16 protein-coding genes and 1 pseudogene are annotated in these 15106 nt (G+C 59.9%); 6 read left to right on the top strand and 11 right to left on the bottom strand.

From position 1 onward, the window contains the following. A pseudogene (locus VR74_RS17885) lies at positions 1-252 on the top strand (IS91 family transposase); the annotation flags it as partial. A gap of 437 nt (positions 253-689) precedes the next feature. Here VR74_RS17885 and VR74_RS17890 read toward each other — a convergent pair. The 3 genes from VR74_RS17890 to VR74_RS17900 form a co-directional block, all read right to left on the bottom strand. Further along, complete coding sequence (locus VR74_RS17890) at positions 690-1442, bottom strand: SDR family oxidoreductase (protein ID WP_045699174.1); 753 nt, start codon at positions 1440-1442, stop codon at positions 690-692. Positions 1443-1851: 409 nt separating this feature from the next. Next, positions 1852-2529 carry a hypothetical protein gene (locus tag VR74_RS21305; RefSeq protein ID WP_299951180.1) on the bottom strand — a complete coding sequence of 226 codons (678 nt, stop codon included), beginning with the start codon at positions 2527-2529 and terminating at the stop codon, positions 1852-1854. A gap of 33 nt (positions 2530-2562) precedes the next feature. Further along, the gene (locus VR74_RS17900; RefSeq protein ID WP_045699178.1) at positions 2563-3234 is read right to left on the bottom strand and encodes a DUF4386 family protein; all 672 of its coding nucleotides are present in this window, start codon (positions 3232-3234) and stop codon (positions 2563-2565) included. Between the two features lie 156 nt (positions 3235-3390). On the opposite strand from VR74_RS17900, the gene VR74_RS17905 reads away from it, so the two are divergent. Then, positions 3391-4593 carry a helix-turn-helix transcriptional regulator gene (locus VR74_RS17905; RefSeq protein WP_045699115.1) on the top strand — a complete coding sequence of 401 codons (1203 nt, stop codon included), beginning with the start codon at positions 3391-3393 and terminating at the stop codon, positions 4591-4593. 213 nt (positions 4594-4806) lie between these two features. Here VR74_RS17905 and VR74_RS21620 read toward each other — a convergent pair whose 3' ends face one another. Then, positions 4807-5055, bottom strand: a complete 249-nt coding sequence (locus VR74_RS21620) for a DUF3363 domain-containing protein (protein WP_366462829.1) — start codon at positions 5053-5055, stop codon at positions 4807-4809. Here VR74_RS21620 and VR74_RS17915 point away from each other — a divergent pair. The 4 genes from VR74_RS17915 (at position 5018) to VR74_RS17930 (ending at position 8099) form a co-directional block, all read left to right on the top strand. Then, entirely contained in the window at positions 5018-5335 is a 318-nt protein-coding gene (locus tag VR74_RS17915) for a hypothetical protein (protein WP_299951183.1), read from the top strand. The genes VR74_RS21620 and VR74_RS17915 overlap by 38 nt on opposite strands. Positions 5336-5405: 70 nt before the next feature. Continuing rightward, a complete protein-coding gene (locus VR74_RS21310) occupies positions 5406-6449 on the top strand; it encodes a fumarylacetoacetate hydrolase family protein (RefSeq protein ID WP_299951186.1) in 1044 nt (347 codons plus the stop codon). Positions 6450-6465: 16 nt separating this feature from the next. After that, positions 6466-7257 (top strand): glutathione S-transferase family protein, encoded by a 792-nt coding sequence (locus VR74_RS17925; protein WP_299951189.1) that lies wholly within the window; start codon positions 6466-6468, stop codon positions 7255-7257. A 53-nt stretch (positions 7258-7310) separates the two neighbouring features. Then, entirely contained in the window at positions 7311-8099 is a 789-nt protein-coding gene (locus VR74_RS17930) for an enoyl-CoA hydratase/isomerase family protein (RefSeq protein WP_045699120.1), read from the top strand. Positions 8100-8258: 159 nt separating this feature from the next. Here the strand turns inward: VR74_RS17930 and VR74_RS17935 are convergent, their stop codons facing one another. The 7 genes from VR74_RS17935 to VR74_RS17965 form a co-directional block, all read right to left on the bottom strand. Then, complete coding sequence (locus tag VR74_RS17935) at positions 8259-8870, bottom strand: glutathione S-transferase family protein (protein ID WP_045699122.1); 612 nt, start codon at positions 8868-8870, stop codon at positions 8259-8261. Between the two features lie 84 nt (positions 8871-8954). Continuing rightward, positions 8955-9161 (bottom strand): hypothetical protein, encoded by a 207-nt coding sequence (locus VR74_RS17940; RefSeq protein ID WP_299951195.1) that lies wholly within the window; start codon positions 9159-9161, stop codon positions 8955-8957. Positions 9162-9205: 44 nt separating this feature from the next. Beyond that, positions 9206-10048, bottom strand: coding sequence for a fumarylacetoacetate hydrolase family protein (locus tag VR74_RS17945; protein ID WP_045699126.1), 843 nt, complete (start codon positions 10046-10048; stop codon positions 9206-9208). A 46-nt stretch (positions 10049-10094) separates the two neighbouring features. Continuing rightward, on the bottom strand, positions 10095-11618 hold the full coding sequence (locus VR74_RS17950; protein WP_299951198.1) for an arylsulfatase: 1524 nt from the start codon (positions 11616-11618) through the stop codon (positions 10095-10097). 19 nt (positions 11619-11637) lie between these two features. Continuing rightward, positions 11638-12417 carry an SDR family oxidoreductase gene (locus VR74_RS17955; protein WP_045699127.1) on the bottom strand — a complete coding sequence of 260 codons (780 nt, stop codon included), beginning with the start codon at positions 12415-12417 and terminating at the stop codon, positions 11638-11640. Further along, positions 12417-14096, bottom strand: a complete 1680-nt coding sequence (locus VR74_RS17960; RefSeq protein ID WP_045699129.1) for an FAD-dependent monooxygenase — start codon at positions 14094-14096, stop codon at positions 12417-12419. Before VR74_RS17960 ends, VR74_RS17955 begins: the two co-directional genes overlap by 1 nt. Continuing rightward, complete coding sequence (locus VR74_RS17965) at positions 14093-15064, bottom strand: VOC family protein (RefSeq protein ID WP_045699131.1); 972 nt, start codon at positions 15062-15064, stop codon at positions 14093-14095. The genes VR74_RS17960 and VR74_RS17965 overlap by 4 nt, the downstream gene beginning before the upstream one ends. Positions 15065-15106: the final 42 nt, after the last annotated feature.

The raw sequence follows: 15106 nt of genomic DNA on the forward strand, positions 1-15106 counted from the left end.
CGCATCCGCCATGTCGGGTTCCTCGCCAACACACAGCGCCGAGACGCCATTGATCGCATCAGGGACCTGCTCGCAGAGCGCATGCTGCCCTCGCAGGACCCGGAATCCGGGCCAACGCCGGAGCCTGCACCTCAAACACCCGAACCGGAAAAGTGTGCCTGTTGTGGTGGACGGATGATCCTGATCGAACTGATCACCCCGGCGTCCCGCCTGCGACGACGATCACCGCCAGAAAGGATCGACACCTCATGAACGCCGCCTCACGCGCTCATCTTTGCCAGCTTGCGTTCGCCACCATTGGCGGCGACGGTCAACTGCGCTCTGGCCGAACCCATCCTGGCAACATCGCCCAACCTGGCCCGCCAAAACAGGGCCAGACACGCGACATCCGCCTTGTTCGACATCGATCCCGACGATCGAACGCACTCGCGCTCTGAAGACGAGAAGCAAGCGCAGTCTTTAAATCCCCATAGCAGTCCACACCGTCCGCGCGTCAGGCATTGAGCCTTCCACGACGCCCGCCATCATGCGTGGTGCAACCGGCTGTGCAAGGCGGGCGTCGTGGAAACCTAAACAGAAGCAGTCATCAGGAATCGGATGCTCAGCGGGCAAACTTTGGCCCGTTTCCGCCGGTCGGTAAAAGCCAAGCAACCGGTCGCTATGGGGGAATGACGGACACCGGCAATTTCTTACAGTTTGCTTATCGAGTTTCCGCCATCCGCGATCATGGCGCTTCCGGTTACGAAGGATGCGTGATCAGAAAGCAAGAAGAGCGCGGCGTTAGCGATTTCGGACGGCTCCGCCATGCGCTTCAGCGCGTGAAACCCGCGCACGACCTCATGAAAATCGGCATCATCCCCGGCCATTGGCGTCATCGTACCTCCTGGTAGGAGTGCATTGACGCGAATGTTTTCAGGACCGTGCTCCGCCGCAAGCACCTGGGTAATGCCGATGAGGCCAGCCTTTGCAGCGGCGTAGGCCCCCATGCCGGGCAAACCAATCGTGTGTCCGACGAATGAGGAGGTGAAGACGATGGAACCGCCACCGCGTTTGCGCATAGCCGGAATTTGATGCTTTGCCGCGTAGAAGCCGCTGTTGAGATTAACCGCTATCACTTTATGCCAGTTGCTTTCTGCCATGTCGGGGATTGGTCCCATATCACCCGTCACACCAGCATTGTTGAAAGCGCCGTCGAGCCCCCCGAAGCGCGACTCTGCAAGCTTCACCAGGTCTGCGGCATAGGCGCTGTCTTCGACGTCCCCTGCCAAGAAAACCGCCTCGCCACTGTTGGCAGAAATATCCTTTGTGATTTGCTCAAGTCGTTCGACGCGGCGGGCTCCAAGAACCACTTTCGCGCCTTCGGCCGCAAAAATCTTAGCGGCTGCGGCTCCGATACCGCTGCTTGCGCCGGTTATGATGATTGTCTTTCCGTTGAGAAGCATTCCCATCTCCATTGATTGAGGATTAGGAGGTGTCTGACGATATCGAGGTGCTCAACCCACCCGATTCTTGCGCAGTTTGTTGTTTTGTTGGCGGAGGAAGTCAGTCGTTTTTTGCTGCTGCAGCAATAATCAAAATGGGGCACGAACGGGCCTTTCGCCGCAGAGCCATCGATTGACTGTTTCCGGCGAGTTCCAGCCAGATGGCCAGGTCTTCTCGAATGGGCGTTGTTGGCCCACAACGGTCGTTCAACACAAGAAGCCGAATGACGGTGCTTGGCGAAGTCCGGCCTGGTGCTGGTGAGGTAGCCGGATGACCGGATCCAGTTCCCCCTGCCGATCGCCGAAGATAATGATCCGTGCCGACTTGGCCCAATTGAGACAGGCACTGGTGGGCCTCCGAACGGCGTATCTAACGGGAAGGAGTTCTGTACCAATTGGTGAAAGTCACGCGCATCAGCCAAAACACCATCAGTGCCAGAACGGCGACAATCGGGGAGGTGAGGAAAAATGGTGTGCGCAGGACTTCCGGCAGTACGTCATTGTTGCCGAGAAAGAAAATCGTCACTGCGATGAACAGAGACAGACACATCCGCCAGAGGTGGCGCGCAATCCGATGCTTGCCAGTGCAGCCGCCGCGCCGGATCACAGCAACATCCTGCGCACCAAACAGCACCGCGAGAGCGGCCAAGATGAAGAAAGCGGCGGAGGAAACATCGCTCTGCAACGGAGCCCCGCGGATTGTTTCTGTCAGGCCCAATCCGAGTGCGGATGCGCCCGCAATGAGAATGAAAAGACAATTCGCCAGCTCAAACCGCTCCGTTTTTCCTTCGCGGCGCATGACTGTCGCCCAGCCGCTGGAGAGCAAATAGAAGGCCATCACGCTCAGAAAAAAGGTGAACAGAATTGAACGCGTGACGCTGAAATAGAGGCCACTTGCGATCAGTAGGAGCATCGCGCCAAAGAACAGGTTTCCGGCCATCCTGTGCAGACGCCGCCCCTTCGCGGCCGCCAACGCACCCGCACCGGAGATGACGGCCAGCGTGCCCATCAAGAGGTGTAGCAACCCAATGAGTGGAAGATCAGACATGTTAGTGTTCATCCTGATAGTATTTTGGGTGGCTCATGCCGCTGAAGGCATCAGTTTGCGCGACTTGCGGGACAGCATCACGACACCCGCCCCAAGAAACCAGACGATCTGGCTGAGCCCGAAAACAGCGTTGAGCGGTTCGAAATCGGGGTAGATTGTCACGATGCCGGCAAGCCCGATCGCAAGGCCGAACAGGTTCAACGCCCTGGGCAAACCGCGATGTCGCAGTCCGGCCAGACTTACCAGCGTGATCCAGACGCCGCCGACGAACTCAGTTCCCCCGCCCAAAACATTCTGCACAATGCCAACGGTGAGCCAAACCGTCGCGGCGCGCTCGGGATCAGTTTCAGCAAGGCGCGTGACACTGTCCGCGCCAAGGATGGAGAGCATGCCGCTGACCAGAACGATGGCGGCCCAGATGATGCCGACCGCCGTCGCCGTCTGCATCACAACAGGCGCGTGCGCTTTCAGCCGATCATTGAGTGCGAGCAGGAGCACGATAAGAAACAGGCTGGCCAGAACGTAGCTGACAAGCATGGTTAGAAACAGCTGAAACGCATGGTCTGCGGCGAAGGCCACGCTGCCTGAAGGTCCGGAATAGCCCGATGAGTCCAGCACGAAGATGAACATCGCAAAGCCGATGAGGTAACAGGCTGCCATAGCGATGGCGGAAAAGCCGCCAGCTTTCTGAAATTCGTGTGTCATTTTCAGGCCCTTTCTGTTGTAGACCGTATGATCTTCAATTGCGGGATTTGCCTGATGCCTGTCGTCCGTCCCCAAAGGCCCGGACACACCGAGCCACCTTCGGCATTTGAACGCAGGCCTGACTCCGCTAGGAATAGTGCCTCCGGAGAATAGCAATTGCCCAATCTCGACGTCTTCGCCCTGATGGTTGCCGCGCTGGGACAGATAGGTCTGTGCGCGACGATCCTGCTCGCGCGTGCAGGACAGAGCCAGACCTACATGCCGCTCAGCGCTTTCTTCGTCGCGCTAGGGGTCGTGATCATGGATCCAGTCGTCGCGGTGTTCGCGCCTGCGTTGAGGACGCAGGCAATTGCCCTGACCCTCCCGGCCTATTTGTTGCTCGGTCCGATGCTGTGGTTGTATATTGAGGGGCTGACAGCTTCCGTGCCGTGGCAATGGCAGCGTCGCCATCTCTGGCATTTCCTTCCATTTGTGCTGGGTCTGATCGTCGCCGGAATGTTGATCGCGCAACCTCTCGATATCCGCGAGCAGATGTTGTTCACCGGCGAACTGCCACCGGGTGGACTTGTTGTGATAATCGCTCTCTCCGCCTTCGCTCTAATCCTGCTGTGGCCAGTACAAGCAGGCTGGTATGGTATTCGGGCGATCCGGCGCCTGCGCACCTACCGTCATGAACTCCGCAACTTATTCGCCAGCAATGAGAGCCGTGAACTGTACTGGCTGAGTTGGCTCATTCTTGTACTTGGCGGCGTGTGGTTGTTGGCGTTTGCTGCAATCATTGCCGAAAACTTCTTCGGCCGAGTCATTATCGACCGTCGCGCGGGGGCCGTTATGGCCCTGCTGCTCACCTGGACCCTGGCGGTCTGGGGGCTGCGGCAGAAGCCAGGCTTCGAAGGGCGGTATCTCGGCGACGCTTCAGACGAAGTCCCGGAAGAGGTCACAGACATCACCTCCAGCCAGAAATACCAGCGCTCAGCCCTTGGCGAAGAGCAATCCGTCCGGATTGCCGCAAAAATTGATGCCGCGATGAAAAGCGATCAACTTTTCCTCGACCCCGCGCTCTCCTTGCACAAGCTAGCCCGCCACGTCGGGATTTCTCCGAGCTACATTTCGCAGACGCTTAATGAGACCATCGGGAAGAGTTTTTTCGATTATGTGAACCAGATGCGGGTCGAATACGCGAAACCGCTCATCATTGAAAGTAAAGAGACCATTCTGGCAATTTCTCTGCGTGCCGGCTTCAATGCGCGCTCGTCATTCTACAAGGCCTTCAAGCTGGAAACCGGCCATACACCAAGCGCATTTCGCAACGCCGACCAATCCTCACAAGAAGCAGTGGACACGCCAATTCAAGAGTAGCGTCAAGTCGCTCCAAAATGGACACTCACAAGTTGGCACCGAACACCGACTCTTGGCGAGTTTCCGACATTCAATACTGCTCCGCCCAATGTCTCCTGACGAGATAATCCAGCCTTTCCAAACGAATCCTAACGATGTCGCTAAGCTTCACCAACTCTTTCTCCGAGAGGGCAGGGAGTTCGACATTTGCAATTCCAATAGAAGATCTGTCCCTCATCTCGATATCCCGCGCGTCCTTCCACCTGGGAATGTCCATCCAAGTCCCTTCGCCTTTGGCTCCAGGACAAGGCTCTGCCCCCGAAGGCGTTCCAGATCGCGTCGCCATGGCACCAGCGCGAATGCCTTTTCGTTGCCGATGAGGGACATTCGCCCCTGGGCAAGGTCGATCCTCCGCTCAAACCGGCCCTCGAAGGACTGGCGCTGCGTGAGTGACACGACCAAAATATCCTTTGCTGGCGTCACTGAAGCGCTGATGCTCTGGCACCGCGCTGTCGGGCAATACAAGGCCGATCTGGACCGGGCGCTGTGTTGCGCTGGAGGGCTCAGTTGCCACGCTCGACGCAGCAAACAGGGCCATGAGCAGTATTTGATTGTGAAACCTGGAAACATCCTGGCGTTGGCGTTTCGGATCGTTGATCCCGACAGGAAGAAAATGTTGACACACCTCTCATTTGTGGGATTTATCTCAATTATCGACGTTTCAGTTCGCTCTGCAATACGGCCGCTAGCCGCCCAATCCTAGGGAGTTCGCGGGTTCAGCAGCGTTTGCGACAAGCGGCTCGGCAAAACACAGACCGGAGTGGGAGTTCCAGATGCGGCCCGTGAAAATTGTCCTCGGTGCGCTCGCGCTACTCCTCGGCGGCGCCATCCTATGGTCGCTTTGGATCTCGCGCCCGATTTTTGATGAAACCCGCGAATTCGCTCTCACCGCGTCGGTCGCCGATCCGCTGGAAGCCCTGACCTTCGCACGCACCCCAGATGCCCTTATCCGCGTCACCTCAATTGGCGACACCGGCGTGACCGGTATAGATCTGACCGCCGTTATCGGGGTCGACGAGACGTCTGACCTCCTCCAACTCTATTCTGTGCTTGGCTATGACGCCCTCGCTGGCGTTGACGGGCCATCGGTCACCGCCGCGAACACGGCGCTACGTGCGCCTATCGAGTACACCGCCCCCTTTATAGCTGCCGGCACAAACTATGCCGAGCATGCCGAGGAAGTGCTGCTCGACGACCCGCCTTTCCTCTTCCCGAAGCTGTCTGCCCCGACACGCTGGGATGCCCCGGTCCATTTCGTTCCGCGCCTCGATTATGAGGCGGAACTGGCAATGGTCCCGCTGACAGACATCGAAGACCCCGGCGACGCGGTCGAGTACGGCCTGGTCTTGTGCAATGACTTTACCGATCGCTGGACGCTCATTCGCGAGTTGCGGCTCAGCAAACCGATGGGAACAACCGGCTTTGCCAGTGCCAAGGGCCGCGAAACCTTCCTGCCCTGCGGAAACCTGTTCGTTATCCCACGAACGCAGGACTTTCATCGCTCCATTGAACTACGCCTTTATGTCAACGACGCTTTGCGTCAGCATTTCGTTGCCGATGACATGATCCTTAAAGTCGGCGACATTGTCGCGCAGGCCTTCGCCCAGCAGGATTGGATCTATTGGCGGGGTGAGGAAGCGGTTGAGTTGCTCCCCCACGGAACCATTCCCTCTGGCACGCTGATCCTGACCGGGACAGCTGGCGGTGTTGTCTTCAAACCGGCCAATATCTGGGCGCAATGGCTGTATCTGGAGCGCGGCGACATTGTGCGCACCGAGGCCGACGGGCTGGGCTACCTCGTTAATGAAATTCGCTGATCCCTCGGAGGCCACCATGAAGCTGTATCACAACCCGATTTCAACCTGCTCGCAGAAAGTACGTCTCGTCCTTTGCGAGAAAGGGATCGAGGTGGAGGACGCCCTCCTGGATCTGCAGCGCGGGGACCAGTTTGATCCCACCTATCTCAAGCTCAATCCGAATGGGGTCGTCCCGACACTTGAGCACGCCGGCAGCGTGATGACCGAGTCGACGCTGATCAATGAGTATATCGACGACGCCTTCCCGGCGCCGTCCCTGCGGCCGGCCGCAGCCACCGGGCGGCACAGGATGCGCCTGATGACCAAGCGGGTGGATGACGCCCTTCATGGCGCGTGCGGTGTGCTCACCTATGCCATCGGCGCGCGGCCTACCCTGTTGGCCCGCCCCGAGGCCGAGCGCGAAGCCATGCTGGCCAAGATCCCGGACGCGGCGAGGCGCGAGACGCGGCGGAGCGTGATCGAACGCGGCGCCGAAGCGCCCGCCTTCGCCTCGGCCATGGACATCCACCACGCCGTGCTTGATCATGTCGAACGCGCACTCGATGGAAGCCCATGGATCGCCGGAGAAACCTTCAGCCTCGCAGACTGCGCTCTCGCGCCTTATGTCCTGCGCGTTGACCATCTCATGCTGGGCGAACTTATCGAGACCCGTCCCAATCTTGCCCGCTGGTATGATGCGGTGCAGGCGCGGCCGAGCTGGGCTGGCGCGGTGACACAATGGTTGCCCGATGCCGTGGTCGATGCCTTTCGCAGCGCCGGGCAAGCCCTGAAGGCCGAGTATCCACGCGTTGCCGGCCGCCGGGACTGACAACCTGGCCTCATAAGTCCCTGCCAGGCCAAAGAGCCAGACGGAGTATCTCAATGACAGATCCCCTGCTAATTGACCAGGACGGCGCCGTCGCGATCGTTTCGATCAATGATGCACCCTTCAACCGTATGTCGCTTGAATTCATGGATGCCCTCGAAGAGCACGTCACCCGGATCGGCTCAGACACGTCCATTCGAGCCGTTGTCATGACCGCAGAGGGGCAGGATAATTTTTCAGTCGGGATGAATCTCAAGCAATTGCCTGAAGGCATTGCGCGTATGGGAAGTGCCGATGCTGTGTTCGACCAGCGCCTCCGGATCATCCGATCAATTGAAACCATGGAAAAACCATGGATCGCGACGCTCTTCGGGTTCTGTCTTGGCGGGGGTCTTGAATTGCCGCTTGGATGTCATTTTCGCCTCGCCGCTGCAGAGGGAGCGCAGATCGGCCTGCCTGAGCTTGACCTCGGATCAGTTCCTGCCTGGGGTGGTAGTGCACGTTTGACCAAATGCGTTGGTGAACATCACGCACTGGACATGATCCTGCGGGCGAAGAAAATTTCAGGGCCTGAAGCGTTTCGTATCGGCCTCGTCCACGAAGTGTGGTCGCTAAAGGACTTGAAGGCGGCAGCCGTGCGGCTCGGTCACGAACTTGCGGCCATGCCCGTTGGCCCAGTGCGCAGTATGCTTGGCCTGATCGTCAATGGCCAGGACAGACCCCTTGAGGAGTTGCTGACCGCTGAGCGGCAGGCCGTCAAAGACAATCGCAACACGTCCGATTCCCGAGAAGGGATGGCAGCGTTTCTTGAAAAGCGAAGGCCCCTGTTCCATCGTGCTGAATAACGTGCGCACGCTATCTGAACGGTGTGTAGTCCGAGCGAGGTGGCGACCAACGACCAGACCAAACATCCGCCTTTCGTTGACGAGCCCACACATGCTGTCGCTTCGCGTTTAAGGCACCGACCATGAGTTGGGGTACGCACTCATTGCGCGGAGTAGAACTCATCTGATTGAGATGGCTTTTTTGAAAGCCTCTCGGTTTTCAATTCGGCCTATATAGGATTTCAGAGCCGTCATGCTGTCGTCGACCGAGCCAATCCGGTTGCTCATGAAGCAAGCATGACCGAGCATAATATCTGCAGCCGAGAAGTCACCGGCAAGATAGTCCCTGCCTTCCAGAGCCGCATTCACAGGCTCGAGCACCTTGGTGAGCAAGCGGGTGGCCTGGGCCAGCGCCGTTTGATCCTGCCGATCAGGGGGTAGCAACAGCGTGTTGACCACTACAATGTTCACCGGTGGCATGACCATGCCTTCACAATAGTGAAACCATTGCAGGTAAGCCGGAAATTCCGGGTCATGCGGTGCCGGCTTGAGACCGCCGTTCTTGTGACGCTCGATAATGTATTCGATGATTGCGCCGGACTCGAATATCCGGACATCACCGTCCTCGAGCACCGGGACACGGCCAAGCGGGTGGCGGCTGCGATGCGCATCGGACTTGAGGTCCTTGGGGTGGAAAGCCATCTTGTTCAATTCGTAGGGCAGTCCAAGTTCCTCCAGAAGCCAGACAATCCGTCCCGCGCGGGAATTCGGGGCAAAATGAACCTTAAGCATAGTGTCTTTTCCTTGGGCCTGGGTATTCATCATTTGGTATAATCCGAATGCCGCAAACAATTGGCATCGGTCAGTTTCCAGTGTTCAGCGATGTGACGGCTCATCTGTCAGAACGCCTAGGCGCCTCCTGCCGAGAAGCGTGTACAGCAAGGCAAATTCGTTCCCTTTCAGAAGGCCGAGCTGCGTATCCGAAAGTTGGAGGTCTTCCATTATGGTGGGTGACAGGATGCTGATGAGCTGGCGGGCGACGACGTTCATTACCGTGACAGCGGTGAGGGGGACGAGCATCATATTGCGATATCCGGCACCCCCGCTCGCGTGCAGCCTCTCCGCCGTCATTCCGGTCTGCAGGTCGCTTCGATTGACCCGAGGCCCTCGACTTCGCAGCGTACCACATCGCCGGGCTTGAGGAATTGCGGCGGTTTCATCGCCCCGCCAACGCCGCCCGGTGTGCCGGTGAAGATGACGTCGCCTGGCTCGAGGGTCATGGCTTGTGAAAGTTCGGCGACCTGTTGCCAGACATTGAAGATGAGATGGCGCGTGTTGGACGATTGGCGCACCTCGCCATTGACGCTGCATCGGATGTCGAGCGCATGGACATCGCCCGCCGCCGCGCTGGTTGTGATCCAGGGGCCGAAGGGGGCATGCGTATCGAATGACTTGCCGAGCGAGTATTGAGGTGTCCGCATCTGCCACATACGTTCGCTGACATCATTGCCAACGCAATATCCGAAGATGTGGGATGGGGCGTCTTCGGTCGAAATGTGGCGTCCGCCCTTGCCAATGACGGCGACCATCTCGACTTCGTAATCGGTGGTGAAGGAGCTGCGCGGAATCTCGATAGGGTCGAACGGGCCATTCACGGCGGTCGCCGCCTTGGTGAACCATATCTGGTGGGGTGGCATATCCATGCCTGACTCTTCGACATGGTCGGCATAGTTGAGACCTATAGCGAAGATCTTGCCGGGGCGCGGGACAGGGGCAAGCAGCCGCACACGATCGAGCGCAATTCGTTCGCCTTGCTGCATCAGGGCCATCACCTTGTCAGAATGCGCTTCCCAATCGTCGATCAGCGCGATCATGTCCGCAGCGATGCTGGACAATGAGACGATCTGGCTGGCGTCAACGAGGACGCCTGGTTCGGCTTTTTCATGCCGCAGGAAAGTCAGGAGATGCATTAGAGTATCCTTCTTGTTGTGTTGGGCGCGGCCTTGGCGACGCGGTTTAGTCCCGGATCTGTTCGGCCCAGGGCGCGCGGTCTTCCTCGCCGCCGAAAAAGTCCGGATCATCGACCACGTCCTGAAGAGGCAGAGCGATGTCAGCGCCGCGCGGGAGAGCCGCAAGCTCTGCGGTAAGCACCGCCACCTGTTCGGGATACGCGCCAGCACGATCGTCCTGTTCGCCGGGATCCTCGGTCAAATTGAACAATCGGGGCGGCGTGTTGGCGATCAGGACAAGCTTCCAGGGATAGCGGTAATAGGCGATATCCGTGGCCTGATGGGTCTGGACAGCATAGCCAAGCGCTTCGACCGCCCCTGCGCCTGAAATTGCAGGCCAGGCGCTGCGCCCGTCCAGCGGATCGGTTTCATGGGGAATCCCGGCTGCATCGATCAGGGTAGGCAGGACGTCCTGCACACTCACGAACGCCTCTTCCCGGTCCGCCTCAAGTACGCCGCGCCAATAGACCAGAGAGGGAACCCGGACCCCGCCTTCGTGGACCGAGCCCTTGCCACCCCGGAAAGGCGAATTGTCCGATCCGCCCTGGGTCGAGTTGACCTGGATGAATTGGAGGAAGCGTGGTGTCATGCGAACACCAAATCGTTGGCCCAGCTGCTCCATGACCTGCTCTGGTGACAGATTGGCGGGCGGCGCGGGGGCCGGAATCAGTCCGCCATTGTCGCTGAGGAACCAGATGAGCGTTTCATCGATCAGGTCTTCTGCTTCCAGCGCGGCCACGATCTCACCGACAGCCGCGTCGAATTCGCTGACCATTGCGGCATGCACCCGGCGCCTCGGATCAGTCATGTCGCCATAACTGGCGATGGTCGCTTCTGGTGCTTCATTCGGCAGATGGGGGGCATTGAACGACGCCATAAGAAAGAGCGGACGGGCGCTGTCACGCTTTTTGATGACGCGCACCGCCTCAGCAGCGACCAGATCGGTGACATAGCCCTCTTCGCCTAGGCTCTCACCATTGCGCTGCAGGTCGTAACCCCCGCCATGTACATGGTCCCAATAGCCGATGCCGCCGTGCAGGTTCCCGTAGAAATAGTCGAAGCCCCGACTGTTAGGGTGATACGGTCGCCGGTTTCCGCCAAGGTGCCACTTGCCCAGCAGTGCCGTCTGGTATCCCGCTTCCTTCAGATATTGAGGCAGGATCCGCTCGCTCAAGGGGAGGCCGTTTTGCATGTTCTTGGAGATCGGTGCCAGCACGCCGAGGCGCAGCGGTGACTGTCCCGTCATCAGTGCGGCACGAGTCGGACTACAGGTTGGTTGTGCATAGAAGCGGCTGAGCACAACGCCTTCAGCGGCGAGCCTGTCGAGATTGGGTGTGCGGATTTCGCTGCCATTGAAGCCGACATCATTCCAGCCGAGATCGTCGGCCATGATGATCACAATGTTCGGATAGAGCGGCTGCTCATCGGTGGCGGGCGCGAGCTCCGGAAGACCCGCGCGCGGCGAACAGGAAGCGATCAGCATCAGGCTGGCCAGCAGGATCGAAAACAAACCAGTCGAACGTGCAATCATGGACACATTTCTCATCGGCCTACATCAGCCCCGCATAGGAGCCGCCATCCAGCTGGATGTTCTGGCCCGAGATGAACCCCGCATACTCACTGCAAAGAAAGGCGCAGGTGGCCCCGAATTCCGCTGGCTGCCCGAACCGCTTCGCCGCGATGGACTGCGCAATCTCCTCCCGCGCCTCCTCATAGGTGATGCCTTTGAGCTGGGCCGTCAGGCGCGCCATGCCCACCTGCCTCTCGGTGTCGAAACGCTCCGGTAACATGAAGTTGATGGTGACATTGTCGGCGGCGACCTCCGGGACGAGCGCCTTGCAGGCGGCGGTCAGTCCCGTGCGCGCGGCCGTCGACAGGCCCATCGGCGCGCGCGGCGATTTCACCATGGCACTCGTAATGTTGATGATGCGGCCGAACCTGCGGGCCTGCATGCCCGGCAGGAGCCCCCGGATCAGCATCAGCGCAGGCAGCATGTTGGCCCCGATCGCGGCCAGCCAGGCCGCTTCATCCCAGGCCTCGAAACGCCCCGGCGGCGGCCCACCATTATTGTTGACGAGGATGTCGGCTTCCGGACAGGCTGCAAGCAGCTCTCCTCGTCCCTCCCTGGTGTTCAGGTCAGCGGTCAACGCCCGGACCGGATTTCCTGTCTCGTTCTCGATGGCGACGCGTGCAGCCTCCAGCGTATCAGCGTTGCGGCCATTCAGGGTCACGTGCGCGCCTTCGCGAGACAGGGCGAGCGCGCAGGCATGGCCAAGTCCCTTGGAAGACGCGCAGACCAGCGCCTTGCGTCCATTCAGCCCCAGTTCCATCACGCAGCTCCTGTTAATGTAATGCATGCGGGGCCAAGCAGGGCTTCGATCGCCGCGCCCATCGCGCTGCGGGCGGCCTCATCGAACGTCGGTGCGACGTGCAGGATATGCCGGTCGGGTCTGACCAGAATGGCCCCCTCGGGCGAAAGTCCCATCCGGTCGGCCCAGCTGCCTTCGGCGAGTGTAAAATCCCGGCCTTCGGTCACCGGCGTCACGGGCTCTGCAGTCCGATCGGTCACCAGCGTGCCGACATTGGCAGCAGGACCAGTGATCAGCGTCAGCCCGGAACCTGAAACGAGGTCGAGGACCGACCCAGCACCAGCAAGCCCGCAATGAGGCAGATAGGCACCTGGGATTGCGCGCGGATGGAACGCGCTGATCGGGAGATGGTCGTCGATCGTGCGGTGTTCGCCATAGATGTATCCAAGCTGCAGACGCAGGCTGTCAAAATGATCCTTCTGGTAAGCCACGGCCGCGTCGATTTCCGCCCGTTTTGCAGGGTCGGCGAGTTTTCCGGCGAGCGCATCGGCATCGAGATCACGGCCGATATCCTGGCCGAGTGCCTGGAGCAGCACGCGCAGGCGCATCGCATTGGCAACGCTCTGGCTGGTATTGGTTTGCGCAACCTGGCGCCGCTCGGTTTCATAGGTGTCCAGCAATGCCGAGCTGGCCTCGCCGCGCTCAACGGCAGCGATCTTCCAGACAAGGTTTTCGATATCGGCCAGGCCGGTATTGAGGCCGAGCCCGCCGGATGGCGGGAAACGGTGCGCCGCGTCCCCGGTCAGGAAAGTATTGCCGGATCGGTACTGCCCGGCGACCTGCGCTGTCATGATCCAGGGGCTCGTTCCTTTGATCGTGAAAGGCACCTCGGCACCGATGGCCTCGCGCACGATGGCCTCGCACTTCGCCAAATCGAAATCGCCGGGCGACTGGGTCGCCGGATTATAGGCATGCATCAGCACCCAGGTCCGCGCGATGTCGTAGGCAATCAGCACGCTGCCCGTGCCCATGCCGAACAGGAAATAGAGGATGGCCGGCTTCTTGGCGATGACCGGGCGCAGATCGGCTTCGAAGTGGATTGTAATGTTGTGCGCGAGAGCATCAGGCCCCAGCATCTTGATGCCGGCTGCTTCGCGGACCCGGCTGGCGGCACCATCGGCCGCGATCAGGTATCGGCTGCGGATCGCGATGTCCTTGCCGGCCGCGTGATCGCGCAGGTGTGAGACCACGCTGTCCGCCAGCATGTCGCAGCCCAGCCACTCAAGTTCTCTCTGCAGGCGAACATGCCGGGCACCGATCAGCGAAGTTTCGAGAATGTTCTCGAACTTCGGTTGCTCGATATTGATCAGGGGCCAGGGTGTGAAGGCACGAACGGCCTCATCCTGGCGCTCATAAGGCAGGCTGCCGATCTCATGGCCGGACAGGTTCGTCATGAAGCGGACATGCGCGCCCTCTGCAGGGGGCGTCATCACCTTGTGGATCTCGTCAATGGACAAGCCGACGGCATGACAGATTTCCAGCGATCGGGAATTCAGCGCATGCGCCTTGGGCGCGCCCACTCGACCTGAATAGCGTTCGGCGACCAGCGCCCCCAGCCCCTGCCGCTCACACAGATGGGCGCCAAGCAGCCCGACCGGGCCACCCCCGGCGATCAGGACAGGAATATCGATCGGGGTCATGAGATCACCCTGGCGCTCGTGCGAACATAACTTGAAGGCATGTCGGGCCCCCACTGGCTGGCTGCGCCCTGGTCGATCCCGAGACTGCCCGGGGCGACGCTGGCGTCGAACTGGTCGCCATCGGTCCAGTGCTCATGGATCTGTCCCCAGGGATCGTTCCAGTAGTCGAACACCTGACTGCCCAGCAGGTGCCGGCCAATGCCCCATTCCGGCGAACGCTTCTTGGCGCTGAGATGTTCATGTCCGGCGAACACATCGTCGATATCGCAGACTTCCCAGGAGACGTGATTGAGCCCCGGCACGCCGCCGCTCGTCATGTCGCTGGAGAAGAGGATCGTATGATGATCCGTCGGCTCGGCGCCGCGATCACAACGGTTGAAGATCGCCACCGGCATGCCGGGTGCCAGCTCGACCGCATCCGAGACAATCAGTCCGAAGCGGGCATTGTACCAGCTGAACATTGCCTGTGGATCAGGAGCGTTGAGCTGCAAGTGTCCAAAGCGCTTGACCCGGCTGGGCCCTCTGGGGATGCGCTGCGGCGCGCCGATCCGCTCGAAACGTGTGCCCATATTCAGCGCGCGCGGGTTGGCGGTGTCGAGCGGCTGGGCCGGTTCCTGGCCGAACACGACCTCGACCTTCAACCCGATAGGATCGGTGGTGACGGTCCGGAAGCCGCCGCCGGGCGACTCCAGGGGTTCTACCGGCGAGAACCCCTCGCTGCCGGCAATCTTCTCGAGATCATCCCGGGATCCGGCGACAAAGGCAAACCCGCGAAATCCCGGCTCGCCAAGATGGGTGACATGCACGAAGGGCGCTGGCCCCACACCGCGCATGTAAAGCGTATCCTCGGTGCGCTGCGCGCGCACCATGCCGAAATCGATCAGGAAGGATTCCATCCTGTCGAGATCGGGGGCCTGCAAACGCGGGAACGCGACGTCCCGAACCTTGATGATAGGTGTCTGGCTCATGCTAAGTCTCTTTCGTTAGTGTGCATACGTATGAAGTCCGGC

Source organism: Hyphomonas sp. BRH_c22 (assembly GCF_000961795.1).
Taxonomy (GTDB): Bacteria; Pseudomonadota; Alphaproteobacteria; order Caulobacterales; family Hyphomonadaceae; genus Hyphomonas.

Bases quoted from the DNA above. Each gene is read 5' to 3' on its own strand.
- VR74_RS17890 (WP_045699174.1), bottom strand. From the start codon at position 1,442: ATGCTTCTCAACGGAAAGACAATCATCATAACCGGCGCAAGCAGCGGT.
- VR74_RS21305 (WP_299951180.1), bottom strand. From the start codon at position 2,529: ATGTCTGATCTTCCACTCATTGGGTTGCTACACCTCTTGATGGGCACG.
- VR74_RS17900 (WP_045699178.1), bottom strand. From the start codon at position 3,234: ATGACACACGAATTTCAGAAAGCTGGCGGCTTTTCCGCCATCGCTATG.
- VR74_RS21310 (WP_299951186.1), top strand. From the start codon at position 5,406: ATGCGGCCCGTGAAAATTGTCCTCGGTGCGCTCGCGCTACTCCTCGGC.
- VR74_RS17925 (WP_299951189.1), top strand. From the start codon at position 6,466: ATGAAGCTGTATCACAACCCGATTTCAACCTGCTCGCAGAAAGTACGT.
- VR74_RS17930 (WP_045699120.1), top strand. From the start codon at position 7,311: ATGACAGATCCCCTGCTAATTGACCAGGACGGCGCCGTCGCGATCGTT.
- VR74_RS17935 (WP_045699122.1), bottom strand. From the start codon at position 8,870: ATGCTTAAGGTTCATTTTGCCCCGAATTCCCGCGCGGGACGGATTGTC.
- VR74_RS17940 (WP_299951195.1), bottom strand. From the start codon at position 9,161: ATGATGCTCGTCCCCCTCACCGCTGTCACGGTAATGAACGTCGTCGCC.
- VR74_RS17945 (WP_045699126.1), bottom strand. From the start codon at position 10,048: ATGCATCTCCTGACTTTCCTGCGGCATGAAAAAGCCGAACCAGGCGTC.
- VR74_RS17950 (WP_299951198.1), bottom strand. From the start codon at position 11,618: ATGATTGCACGTTCGACTGGTTTGTTTTCGATCCTGCTGGCCAGCCTG.
- VR74_RS17955 (WP_045699127.1), bottom strand. From the start codon at position 12,417: ATGGAACTGGGGCTGAATGGACGCAAGGCGCTGGTCTGCGCGTCTTCC.
- VR74_RS17960 (WP_045699129.1), bottom strand. From the start codon at position 14,096: ATGACCCCGATCGATATTCCTGTCCTGATCGCCGGGGGTGGCCCGGTC.
- VR74_RS17965 (WP_045699131.1), bottom strand. From the start codon at position 15,064: ATGAGCCAGACACCTATCATCAAGGTTCGGGACGTCGCGTTCCCGCGT.